Annotated in this window: 9 protein-coding genes; all 9 read right to left on the reverse strand. The window is 39.5% G+C overall.

Features of this window, described 5'->3' with window-relative positions:
• On the reverse strand, positions 1-981 hold the full coding sequence (locus tag AC4HCY_RS01665; RefSeq protein ID WP_323432988.1) for an ABC transporter permease: 981 nt from the start codon (positions 979-981) through the stop codon (positions 1-3).
• A 118-nt stretch (positions 982-1099) separates the two neighbouring features.
• Positions 1100-2641 carry an ABC transporter substrate-binding protein gene (locus AC4HCY_RS01670; RefSeq protein WP_491095252.1) on the reverse strand — a complete coding sequence of 514 codons (1542 nt, stop codon included), beginning with the start codon at positions 2639-2641 and terminating at the stop codon, positions 1100-1102.
• A gap of 58 nt (positions 2642-2699) precedes the next feature.
• Positions 2700-4433: a gamma-glutamyltransferase gene (gene ggt, locus AC4HCY_RS01675; RefSeq protein WP_491095253.1), complete on the reverse strand. Its 1734-nt coding sequence runs from the start codon at positions 4431-4433 to the stop codon at positions 2700-2702.
• Positions 4367-5548 carry a M20 metallopeptidase family protein gene (locus AC4HCY_RS01680; RefSeq protein ID WP_323432985.1) on the reverse strand — a complete coding sequence of 394 codons (1182 nt, stop codon included), beginning with the start codon at positions 5546-5548 and terminating at the stop codon, positions 4367-4369. Before AC4HCY_RS01680 ends, ggt (AC4HCY_RS01675) begins: the two co-directional genes overlap by 67 nt.
• 46 nt (positions 5549-5594) lie before the next feature.
• On the reverse strand, positions 5595-6758 hold the full coding sequence (gene alr / locus AC4HCY_RS01685; protein ID WP_323432984.1) for an alanine racemase: 1164 nt from the start codon (positions 6756-6758) through the stop codon (positions 5595-5597).
• 15 nt (positions 6759-6773) lie between these two features.
• Positions 6774-8372 carry a gamma-glutamyltransferase gene (gene ggt, locus AC4HCY_RS01690; protein WP_491095254.1) on the reverse strand — a complete coding sequence of 533 codons (1599 nt, stop codon included), beginning with the start codon at positions 8370-8372 and terminating at the stop codon, positions 6774-6776.
• Positions 8373-8795: 423 nt separating this feature from the next.
• Entirely contained in the window at positions 8796-10805 is a 2010-nt protein-coding gene (locus AC4HCY_RS01695; protein WP_491095255.1) for a sigma 54-interacting transcriptional regulator, read from the reverse strand.
• A gap of 214 nt (positions 10806-11019) precedes the next feature.
• The gene (locus AC4HCY_RS01700) at positions 11020-12003 is read right to left on the reverse strand and encodes a PTS sugar transporter subunit IIC (RefSeq protein ID WP_442916734.1); all 984 of its coding nucleotides are present in this window, start codon (positions 12001-12003) and stop codon (positions 11020-11022) included.
• A gap of 209 nt (positions 12004-12212) precedes the next feature.
• A complete protein-coding gene (locus AC4HCY_RS01705) occupies positions 12213-12731 on the reverse strand; it encodes a transcription repressor NadR (protein ID WP_491095256.1) in 519 nt (172 codons plus the stop codon).
• Positions 12732-12734: the final 3 nt, after the last annotated feature.

Consider the following 12734-nt stretch of genomic DNA (forward strand, 5'->3'; position numbering starts at 1 on the left):
CTACACCGCCTCCTTTGCAATTTCTTTAACCCTCTTGGATTTTTTTGTTTTAGCACTGTACTGTGATTTAATCCTCGGGTCTATAAATGCATACAGAAGGTCAACTGCCAGGTTTACAACAGCATGGATAAGTGCAATGAACAATACACAGCCCTGAACCATAGGATAATTTCTTACATTGATAGCATCAACAAGAAGCTTGCCTAAGCCTGCAATAGCAAATATTGATTCTGTTATAACCGCACCGCTCAGCATACTGCCGAAGGAATTACCAATAACGGTAACAATGGGAATCATTGCATTCCTAAGTGCGTGGTGGTAACGAATGACACGCTCAGTCTGACCTTTAGCCCTTGCTGTACGTATATAGTCCTGACGAACAACCTCAAGCATCGTAGAACGAGTCATACGCATTATGTTGGCTGAAGATGAGGTCCCAATTGTCAGAGCAGGCAAAACCCAATATTTCCAGCCGCCGAATCCAGAAGCCGGAAGCCAGCCAAGCCATACAGAAAAGATCAAAATGTTCAGAAGCCCCTGCCAGAAGTTCGGCATTGAAACGCCTATCATTGACACACCGACGGCTATCTTGTCAAAAATTGAATATTGACGTGTCGCAGAAATAATACCGCACAAAACACCCATTGCTATAGCAACAATAATACTTGCCGTTGCAAGTTTTATTGTTCGAGGGAATCGCGCCAGTATTTCCTCTGAAACGGGTCTGCCTGTAGTGTAAGAAGTGCCGAAATCACCTTTAGTGACAATATCTTTCAGATAGTTAAGATATCGAACGGCAAACGGGTCATTAAGACCAAGCTCCTCCTCTTTCAATGCGATTTGCTCAGCAGTCGCGTCATCGGGAAGCAATATTTCCGCTGGATTACCCGGTGTAAAATAAAGCATAGTAAAAATAATAAGTGTGACGCCAAGTAAAACAGGAATTAACATCAATAAACGTTTGACAGCGTATTTTAACATATTTGGTTTCCTTTCCAAAGTATCGTTGTTTTACGGCTATTGATTCACAGTCCCAGCAAAGCTTTTTATCCGCTCTGCTGGGAGTGTATCACAGTATTACAATAATATCTTTTTAAGTTTATTTTGCATAAGCATAAACGTAGGTTAAATCAGGAGTGTTTGCAGGGCTATGAACATAATTCTGCACCTCGTTTGCCGTGCCTGTTATAATGCTCGTAAATGCGATTGGTATAGCATAGTAGTTATTAACAATATAATCCTGAGTCTTTGCATACAATTCATTGCGTTCAGCATCGTCGTATGTAGAGGAAGCTTGTTCGATCATATCTTCAAGATCTTTGTCGCTTGAATTTATTATTCCACTGGTCGAATTTGTTGAGAATATGGTGCCAATAGCTTGATAAGCGTCACCAGTGGTTGCTGTCTGTGCTGTAACAGTGATATTTGTGCCTCCATTTTCTTTGCCTTTTTCACTGTATGTAGCTTTATCTAAAACCTGGATTTCTGCTTTAATTCCTGCATCCGCCCACATATTCTGAACAACTTCAGCTATGGTTTTAAATTCCACAATAGTTTGAGTTCTGCCGGACAGTGTGATTCCATTAGGATAACCCGCTACTGCAAGCAATGCTTTAGCTTTTTCAACATTATACTCATGCTTTCTTACAGCTTTATAACCAGCGACAGTGTTTGACATAATGCTGTCTGCAACTGTGCCGTATTGCTCATAAACTGCATCAGCAAGTGCCTCAATATCAAGCGCGTAGGCAAGAGCTTCACGAACTTTTGGATTGCCTGTCTCTTCTTTGCCTAAATTGAGGCCGATAAATGTAGTCCTGAAGCTGGGGCCGCAAATTAGCTTAAGGTTCTCTGCAGCTTCGATACGGCTTGCATCGTTAGTAGTGACATCAAGAACTATATCTGCAGCTCCTGTTTCAAGCTCTATTGCACGGTTAGCAGATTCTGTAATAACCTTTAATTCGATAAATTTAGAAGCCCCCTTCTCTCCCCAATATTTGTCATTACGTCTCAACAGAAGTGCAGAACCTGATGTCCATTTATCAAGTGTATAAGCGCCTGTGCCTACAGGTTTAAGACCAGCTTCATCATCTCCGACTTTTTCAACATAGCTCTTGGAAACTATACTGCTATAAGCATGCGTCAACAAACTGTAAACAGCTGCAAAGGGCTGCTTTAATGCTATAACAACTGTAAAATCATCCTCCGCAACAGTATTTACATCATCGAAAAACTTATATGTGGATGTTGTTACAGGAGAATTAACACAACGACTTATGGTGTAAACAACATCAGATGCTTTCATCTGTTCCCCATTTGAAAAGTACACATCATCACGAAGCTTAAAGCGAATATGTGTATCGTCGATCATCTCCCAGCTAGTCGCAAGGTTAGGTACGATGTTGCCATCAGCATCTTTTTCAAGAAGCGTATCATAAATCAGGAATTCGGCAACGTAAGCATTAAGCATGTTGCATACTTGGGGGTTAAGGTTAACTGGTTCACTTGAGAGAACTACAGTAAGGGTCTCTTTTATAGTTTTTTCGCCTGAAGCATCTGACGCTTTGTTGTCTTGGGGTCCGCACCCCACCAATAAAACAAGCATAGACACTGATAAAATAATTGATAATAGCTTTTTCATTTTTTCCCCTCCATAAATATTATTGATGGTCATATTTTTTTACAGGAATGATTATGGCCTACTCGCAGCCCACTGCTCTTCCATCTCTGCGTGGATCAGCGACGCCAATCATTGTCCCATTTTTGTGATAATATATCCCTTGTACTCCACCTACAAAACGATCCCAATCTTTAAGCTTTTTGATCTCCTGACCTTTGTCCGCAAGGCTTTTTATGACTTTTTCGTCTATACGAGCTTCATAGTGCAGCAAATCCATAACATCATTGTAAAAGCGGGGAGCTCTGATAGCGCTTTCAATATCCATTCCAAAATCTATAAGGTTTGAAATAACCTGCGCCATAGTGCTTATAATCCTGTTGCCTCCCGGAGTGCCCAAAACCGCAAAAGGCCTTCCGTCTTTTAATATGATAGTTGGGCTCATGGAACTCAGTGGCTTTTTACCCCCGCCTACCGAGTTGCTTTTGCCTTCCCCGACGAAGAAGCCCCTCATTTGGCAGTTCATAATCACTCCGGTATTTTCAGGTACTACACCTGAACCAAAAAAGGCACTTATAGTCTTGGTTATAGCCACTACATTTCCATACTTGTCCGCAATAGAGATATGAGTAGTATCGCATGTTTCAAACTTAAACGGGTTATCTGATTCAGCAGGCGCTATATTATCTAAGCTATATGACCCTGCCCTCTTTGCTGCATATTCCTTTGAGAGAAGTCCTTTCATAGGAATTTTTACAAAATCAGGGTCCCCCATATATTTTGCTCTATCAGCAAAGCACATTTTAAATACCTCTGAAAGAAGGTGAATATGCTCTTTTGAATGGTAATCTAATTTCCCGATTTCAAAATTCTCCAGAATATTGAGCATTTCAAGAATGTGTGTTCCTCCTGAACTTGGCGGCGGAGATGATATAATGTCATAACCTCTGTAATTACCGCTGAGCGGCGTAAGCTCTCTAACCTTAAAGCTAGTAAAATCTTCTTTTGTAAAGTTTCCGCCATGTTTATTAAGACTTTTAATCATTATATCGGTTAAATCACTTCTATAAAAGGCATCTGCACCCTCCTTTGCTATTCTGGAAAGAGTATTTGCAAGTGCAGGATTAGGTAAGCGTTCGCCAACCTCATAATCCTTTAAAAACACATTACCATCTTCGGCAAACCTTGCAAACATATCGTGATTTGATTTTAAATCTTCCTGTAATGCTTCTGAAATTACTACTCCATCTTTTGCAAGCTCAATTGCAGGATCCAGCACTTCTTGCAAAGACATTGTGCCGTACTTCTCTAATATATAACATAAGCCTGCAACTTCGCCGGGTACGCATATGGATTTTCCGCCCTCTTCCTTTTCTTTGCCTATCACTTCTCCATCCTCACCGATTTTCCACATGGAGGGCTTTGCCGACATAGGCGCAACCTCACGAAAGTCCACAAATATGTTTCGTTTTTCGGCCGCGCAGTGAGCAGTCATAAAACCACCGCCACCTAGTCCCGAAGCATTCGGCTCACATACGCCGAGAGCAAATCCTGCTGCAACCGCAGCATCAAAAGCGTTACCACCCTTATCGAGGATTTGGGCCCCTACCCTTGAGGCATCATAATGAGCGGTTGCTACCATACCGACATTGCTATAAGCTGTACGACCTGCTTCTTCTGTTTTGCTGCTTTTTAGCTGTGAATAATAATTATCCATCATCATCATCCCCGTTTCTTTAATAAAAACAGTTATAAATTCTGTCCGAGCAGTTTCAATACTGTTCTTACTTCCATCTCGATGCCTGTTTTCATGCAATCTTCATCCAGTGCAAATTTATCACTATGCAAGGGTGCAGTGGTTTTAAGCTCCTCATTTCCGCATCCTAAATGAAAAAATGCCGACGGTATTCTATCGGCGAAATAGGAAAAATCTTCGCCGCCAAGACTAGGAAATTCTTTATATAAAATATTCTCCCTGCCTACAACCTCAATTGCTGTTTTCTCTACAACCTTCATAACGCTGTCATCGTTAATAAGCGCAATATAACCATCCCTAAAATCAACCTCTGCACTTCCGCCCAAGCCTATTGCAACGTTTTCGGCTATTCTTTTTATAATTTCTTTGGCTTTATTCCTTGTCTGCATATCAAGTGCTCTAAGTGTACCTGACAATACAACCTCTTTTGCGATTATGTTATTCTTCTCGCCGCCGTTTATCTTTCCGATAGTCAGTACAACAGAATTTAATGGTGATATATTTCTGCTGACCATCGTCTGCAGCGCGGTAATAATATGTGCTGCTATTACGATTGCATCAACTGCTGTGTCGGGGTAAGCTGCATGTCCGGATTTTCCTTTTGCGATGATTTCTACATTTCCTGTATTTCCATTCAGCTTTCCGTATCTGATCTCGACTTTTCCTGTTGGTACATTCGGCATAACATGTAGACCAATTGCATGATCTGTTTTTGGATCATCTAAACAGCCTTCTTTAATCATAGGTTCTGCGCCGCCGATTGCCTCCTCTTGAGGTTGGAAGAAAAACTTAACATTTCCCCTCAGCTCATGCTCCATCTTTTTGAGAATAATCGCAGCCCCAAGCATAATTGCTGTATGTGCATCATGTCCACACGCATGCATGACGCCTTCATTTACCGATTTGTATTCCAAGTCGTTGTTTTCACAGATAGGCAAAGCATCTATATCCGCTCTTATTCCAACAGTCTTTCCTTCCTGGGTGCCTCTTACGATTCCAACCACCCCGTAGCCTGCATAACCCGATTTATACTCTATTCCGTATTCATCAAGATACCAGCAAATCATTTTATTTGTTTCTATTTCTTCACCGCTGAGCTCGGGGTGGGCATGGAATTCTCTTCTTATCCTTATCACTTCCGGTATTATATCTAATATACTCTTTTTGATATCCATGTTGCTGATCATTCCTTTCTGATCGTGTTTTGAGTCAAAAGCTTATTTAATAATCCTCTTTTGGCAAATCAGGCAGCAAATAGTTTAATTTTTTAATTCTTATACCGTTACGAATATATACCCTGGGAGTTCTTCTGGTAAATCTGCAAAGCAGTTCATTTTTGTTGGTGCCCCCTTTTTGCGAAGCCTCTGCAAATGTAACGGCATTCTCCTCTTCGTCGCCGTATATTATAACCTCGTCGCCTGCACCGACTCCCTCAACATCCGTCACATCTATCATGCACTGATCCATACAGATAACTCCTGCAACAGGAACCCTCATCCCTCTCACTGTAACCTCACCGACTTCGAACATGTTTCTTGGAAAACCATCTGCATAACCTACAGGAATCGTAGCTAAAAGCATATCTCTTTGAGCCTTGTACTTATGATTATAGCTGACACCCTCTCCCTTCTTAAGAGACTTTATGTATGCTATTTTTGTCTTAAACTTCATTACCTGCTTTATGTCCAGATCGTTCTTTCTAAAAGATTTCATCCCATAGAGAATAGCTCCCGGTCGAATCATATTAAGGCAAAATTCCGGATAGTCTATAGCCGCGATACTGTCACATATATGCTTATACCCAAATTTAAAACCAGCACTTTCTATTCTCTCGGCCGCCGTTGTAAATGCATTGAACTGTCTTTTGTTTTCATCGTCGTTAACCAGAGCAAAATGAGAGAAAATACCCTCACATTCAATATTTCTTAACTTTACGATTTCTTTAATTTTCTCTATGCTTTCTTCGCAATCTCTAAAGCCAATGCGGTTAAAGCCGGTATCATACTTTATGTGAATTTTGGGCTTCCTGTTATATTCTCTGCCCAATTTATCAAGCAATAAAGCCTGTTCATATGTAAATATGCATTGTGTTATATCGTTTTTTACAACATATTTTAAATTTTCATCAGAGGTATACCCCATAATGAATATTCTATAATCGGGATAAACTTGTCTCAGTTCCAACGCTTCTGTCAGAGCCGCAACTGCCAGATAGTCGCCTCCGCTTTCCATAATAGTCTTTGCACATTCTATGCTGCCGTGCCCATAAGCATCCGCTTTGACAACGGCACAAATACAAACATGATTCCCCACTCTTTCTCGTATGGCTTTCACATTATGAGCTAATCTGTCTAGATCGACTTCAATATAGGTATCTCTAAGCATTGCTTCAGCCTCCTGTCAATATCCTATTGCTTCTCCGTCTCTGCGCGGATCAGCTGCTCCTTCTATGGCACCGTCGTCCATGTATACAACTCCTTGCACACCGCCCATCCTTATATCATAATCCAGGACTTTTTCCGTTTCATGTCCCAAAGCCTGAAGCTGCTTTATTGCCTTTCGATCTATTCTGCCTTCATAAAATATTTTGCATTTAACGTTTTCTGTAATTCTTGCAGAATCTATAGCAGCATCTATACTCATTTTGTGATCAATCAGCTTGGAAATAACCTGAACTACATTACATATAATACGCTCACCTCCCGGTGAACCCAATATAGCAAAAGGTTTATTATCCTTCATAATAATTGTAGGACTCATGGTGCTCAGAGGCTTTTTAAACGGTTCAACCGCATTAATATCTCCTTTTACTACCGAGAAATCGCTCATTGTGTCGTTCAAAATAAACCCTGTTCCCTCGGGAACCATACATGACCCACAAAAATGATTAATTGTCTTTGTTACCGAAACCATATTACCCTCGCTGTCGCCTATAGAATAATGCGTTGTATCAGCATGTTCATACTTCCATGGATCCTCTATGCTTATTTTGATACATCTGTGCGGCATGATTCCGCCGGCTATCCTCTTTGCGTATTCTTTTGAGGTAATGCCTTTTATGGGGACTTCATAAAAGTCACCGTCTGCCATATTCTTTGCACGGTCAGTATAAACCTTTTTAAATGCCTCTGAAAAAATATGCAAATATTCGGCGCTATTGACCTCCATACTCCCTATATCAAAATTCTCCAGTATATTGAGAGTCTGAATAATGTGTGCACCCCCCGAGCTCGGAAGCGAGTTTGAATAAATTTTATATCCTCTATAGCTGCCCACAACAGGCTTTCTAACAGTTATCTTATATTCTTCCAGATCCTGAGCTGTCATAACACCGCCTCTTTGTTTCACGCAATCTATAATTTTTTTGGCAAGCTCGCCTTTGTAAAACCAATAAGCGTCATATTTCGCTATGTTTTTCAATGTATTAGCAAGATCTTTATTCCTACAAATTTTCCCGACCTTAATTTTATTTTTTTTGAAATATAGATCTGCGCTGCCGGGACACATTCTAAGATAATCTTCATAATCAGTAAAGTGTTTTTGCATCATCTCTGTAACTACAAACCCTTTTTCGGCGAGTTCTGCAGCAGGACCAATCACCTCCTCTGCAGACATAGTTCCATATTTCTCAAGCGCATACAAAAGACCTGCAACCTCACCCGGAACAGCAACCGACTTGCCGCCAATCTGATTTTCTTTATTTTGTACCTTTCCATCCTCGCTAAATTTCCACATATCTTCGTTTGCATTTCGAGGTGCGTTTTCTCTGAAATCAATTACAATGGGCTCACTAAGGGTCTTGTCCTTTATCATCATAAAGCCTCCGCCTCCAAGCCCTGAAGTGCTTGGCTCACATACTCCCAAAGCAAAACCCACAGCCACAGCTGCATCTATCGCGTTACCGCCGTTTTTGAATATTTCAATGCCTATTTTAGAAGCCTCTATCCTTGCAGTAGAAACTACAGCATGTTTACCGCAACTTTTTCTCATCACATCCATTATTATCCTCCTTGGCATCAAACTGTTATTGTGTATAAAGTAAAGTTTAAAGAATCACAATAAATAAATATTTGCATATCTATATTTCCATCTTGCATTAATATGTTCAGCAAATAATATGCCAAGTCATAGAATCTTCAAGACTTTGTCCAATTTTCAACTTTTGCGGCTAATTAGATAAGCTTCCAGCATTAAATTTCATTTTAGTGCAATGAGCAAACCAACAGCATTGGCCTTTTCGAACAACCCTACAATAAATTTCGTATAGGGAAAACAGTTTTTATGAAATAAATCGATCTTTTCTTGCTAGCTTATAACTATACTTTTACAAAGCTATAATACAGAATAAAAAAACTGTAACAATTGTATCATTTGGTAAAACAGATACACTTGTTACAGTTTTTAATTTATACCAACAATTTATCAAGGCATCAGATGCTTTATACCTTTATCTGTTATCCTTGTTCCACCTCTTCCCTTTGTAACATCTACCAAATTTTTATCTTTAAGTTCTAATAGCTTTTTCCTAACCTCTTGCTCGCTCATGAAAATATTCTTTTTACAAAGCAACTCAGATATTTTCTTTCTGCCAATTTTTCTGTTTTGGGAGTTTTCGTCCTTTATAATATTTAATATTTCAATTTCTACATCCCTACTATTCTCTTCTAGTTTAACCACACTGCTAACCTTTTCAGCAAAAGGTACATCCATTTTAAATGTTTCCGGCAGATCGTCATAATATATTGTTTTTTTGCCCAAATGCTTAAGATATTCAAAGCAGTTTCTTAGTTCCCTTATATTACCTTCCCAAGAATAATTAAGAAAATGTTCTTTTACCTCATCGCTCAAGTTCATTTTGTAAGAATAATCCTTGCAAAATCTATCAAAAATTTCGAAAACATCACTGCCCCGATCTCTTAGCGGAGGAATATTCAGCGGTAAAACACAAATTCTGTAAAATAAATCCTTACGAAACAAACCTTGCCTTACCTGATTTTTAAGATCCACATTTGTCGCTGCAATAACTCTCACATCTATGGGAATAACACTGTTTCCCCCTACTCTTGTTACCTCTTTTTCCTGAAGTACACGAAGAAGCCGGTTTTGAAGATGAAGAGGAATTTCTCCTATTTCATCCAAGAACAAGGTCCCTCCGTCAGCCAGCTCAAATATTCCCATTTTACCGCCCTTTTTAGCTCCTGTAAACGAGCCTTCCTCATATCCAAAAAATTCGCTTTCCAGCAAATTTTCAGGAATTGACGCACAGTTTATCGCCATAAATTGTTTATCTTTTCGGAAGGAATTTTCATGAATTACATGCGCAAATATCTCCTTGCCTGTTCCGCTCTCTCCCAATATTAAGACTGTAGCCTCGCTGGCAGCCATTTTAATACAGCGTTCCTTAAGGTTATTGATAACAGCGCTGTTTCCTGCAATATCATCGAGACTATATTTTGCTCTGTACCCTTTCTCCGTCAATTGCTTTGTATGCTTATACATCTTGATTTGCATGTCGTCATATCTTTTCAAAATGATTAGGCCTATATCTTTGTTACCAAGAGTGATATTGCGAACAGTACTACAGATAAGCACATTATTATTTACCGAAATGAGTACCTCTTCATTCCTGCCTAGCTGGTCTTTGTATATAGGCAATACATCATAAACCTTTCTGCCAATAATGTTTGCATTTGCTATTCCCATGAATTTTTGCACGATAGACGAGCTGTTTATGATGACTTCGTCTGAATCAAATATTATAATACCCTCATTCAAATTTTCAAAAAGTGCGTTTATAACGTTATCTTGGATAACCTTTTCGCTCATTATGTATGAAAAGCCCTCATTAGAGTTTCTGTTGACGATGCTCATCTCTGCAAGCTTTTTACCATACCTGTCTTTAGGCAAACCAAAATACAATATTATATCCCAATATATCTGCGCATCGATTACCGTAGCATATATGTCAATAATATGTTTATCCTTGTTTAAAAATATATCCGGCTCTCCCTGTGTAATCACAATTTCAGTATCAACATATTCTTTTATCCCAGGATAATATGGATAAAGATCTAAATCTGTCCTGCCGTGTGAATATATAAGATGAATGCTCTCGGACGCACTCTTTGGTCCCACATTAACTACCAAAGCAGCCTCCCCGTACGAAATGTTCTCTATCTTTTCAAGCCCTTTTGGATTTATGTTTTTTATTATTTTTAGTATTTTGGATTTGGGGTTAATATATTCTTTAATTTCATTAACTAAATCATAATTTGAAATCAAAATCAAATCATAATCGTAAGCAGCTTTAATATTACTTGAACTGCAAATCATATAATCAATGGTTATAACATCGTCAAAAAACCTCTTCAGCTCATCTCTATATTGTTTACCAATAGGCTCTGCCAAAGTAACAACAAGAATTTCATTCATCTTTTTCCCCCCAATCTATACGGAAAACAATATTAAAATAAACTATGAAAATTCAATGTTTATAGCCATTAGAATAACTCGTTATGCAAGCTTTTGATCTGCTAGAATTTTTGAATAAAAACCCTACATTTTATGTTAACACAACATAAAATGTAGGTCAAAGCAATTGAAATTTATTTTTATTCTTTATACAGTAACTTTACACAAAGGCCTTCTATAAATTCAATTTCATATCCCCATTTTTGATATATCCTTTCTTTCTCATGAATTCCGATATGATGAAAGTCAGGGCAGCCGGAAGCAATACCTGAAGTATCAATATTTTCACCAATATCACTGTCCCGCCGTTTGTACCGGACATGGCAGCAAAAGTCCCGAACTGACCTACAAGTCCGCTGGTCCCCATGCCCGCGCCCTCCGGAACATTTTCCATCCTGAACAAAGTAGTGGACAGCGGTCCTAATATGGCGCTGGCTAAGGTTGGAGGAATCCATATCATAGGGTTTCTTATTATATTTGGCATTTGGAGCATGGACGTGCCTAATCCCTGGGCTATGAGGCCTCCCAATTTGTTTTCCCTATAGCTGGCAACAGCAAATCCTACCATTTGGGTACAGCAGCCCACGGTTGCCGCTCCTGCTGCTAACCCTTTAAGTCCGAGAGCTATGGCTAATGCTGCACTGCTTATGGGTAGCGTCAATACAATGCCCATGATAGCAGAGACCAATATGCCCATGGGTATGGGATTCATTACGGTGGCGGTATTTATTATGCTGCCCAAAGCAGTCATTATGGCCGATACCACAGGTGATATATATTTGCCTGCGATGCCTCCCGCTATGATCACGGAGGAAGGAACCAGCACTATATCCACCTTTGTCTTTCCCGATATCAATTTACCTACTTCAACGCCTACAAGGGCAGCGATAAAAGCTCCCATAGGCTCTCCTACCCTTATTCCGTATTGATTAGCCGCATTTAAAAATACTGTCCCCGCACCCAAAGCCCCTGTGACTGCAGAGGAAAACACCGCCAAAGCAGGTGCTTTTCTGCCGTATGCCACAGCAATGCCTATAGCTGGCCCCATGAGAAATTTTGCAACTCTGCCTAAGTCTATAAGTATGCTTATTCCAAGCTTGGAGCCCATTTGATCAAGTATAAGTCCTACAATAAGCGACGAAAAGAGGCCCAAGGCCATAGATCCCAATGTGTCTATAAGATAACTCTTAATCGAAAACTTCCTGTCCAATTTTTTACCTCCTCAAATGTATTTACACCTGTCTTGTCACCTGTAAGTATAAATGTAGCACATTTTTTGATCTTTTTCAAGTGGATCTGAGGCGGTTTTTATTGCTCTTATAGATGCATGTAGCAATTTATCAAGATAATGTAGCACAACGAGTTAATTTACATATTATTTATAAGGTACCCAAACTTGTCTAGTTCTTTAATGATATGGCTATAAGAGATTTCATCCGCCACCTCTATGGTATGCAGATGGACTCCGCCTGTAAGGACAGAAAGAGGTTTTGTATCCGAGTTTTCATAATGCTTCATAAAATTCTTAATGTCCAATCTGGAGGTTAGCATGAGCATAGCTTTTATTTCACCATATAAAGAGTGCTCCACAATGACATCTATGACCTTGCCTCCATTATCCACGATAATTTCTAATTCTTTCCTCATGCCGTCTCTATCATGATTGCAAGCGATAACTTTAGACATTTTATTGGCTTCATCTTTTATAAGCAAATATCCCTGAGGAGTAGCAAATATATTTAATCCTTTTGCTCTCAAGAGTGCAATATCCTGGACTATTATCTGCCTGCTCACTCCAGTTTTTCTGGAAAGCTCAGTCCCCTTGATAGGGACAGAGCTTTCTCTCAATATATCCAATATCATGTCTCTTCTCTCATCAGACAACATAAA

It is taken from the genome of Lutispora sp. QWL-02, from assembly GCF_058315355.1.

What these genes read in the sequence shown, in the direction of transcription:
- AC4HCY_RS01680 (WP_323432985.1), bottom strand. Translation starts at nt 5,548, where the DNA reads ATGGATATCAAAAAGAGTATATTAGATATAATACCGGAAGTGATAAGG.
- ggt (WP_491095254.1), bottom strand. Translation starts at nt 8,372, where the DNA reads ATGGATGTGATGAGAAAAAGTTGCGGTAAACATGCTGTAGTTTCTACT.
- alr (WP_323432984.1), bottom strand. Translation starts at nt 6,758, where the DNA reads ATGCTTAGAGATACCTATATTGAAGTCGATCTAGACAGATTAGCTCAT.
- AC4HCY_RS01700 (WP_442916734.1), bottom strand. Translation starts at nt 12,003, where the DNA reads ATGGCCTTGGGCCTCTTTTCGTCGCTTATTGTAGGACTTATACTTGAT.
- AC4HCY_RS01665 (WP_323432988.1), bottom strand. Translation starts at nt 981, where the DNA reads ATGTTAAAATACGCTGTCAAACGTTTATTGATGTTAATTCCTGTTTTA.
- AC4HCY_RS01670 (WP_491095252.1), bottom strand. Translation starts at nt 2,641, where the DNA reads ATGAAAAAGCTATTATCAATTATTTTATCAGTGTCTATGCTTGTTTTA.
- AC4HCY_RS01705 (WP_491095256.1), bottom strand. Translation starts at nt 12,731, where the DNA reads ATGTTGTCTGATGAGAGAAGAGACATGATATTGGATATATTGAGAGAA.
- AC4HCY_RS01695 (WP_491095255.1), bottom strand. Translation starts at nt 10,805, where the DNA reads ATGAATGAAATTCTTGTTGTTACTTTGGCAGAGCCTATTGGTAAACAA.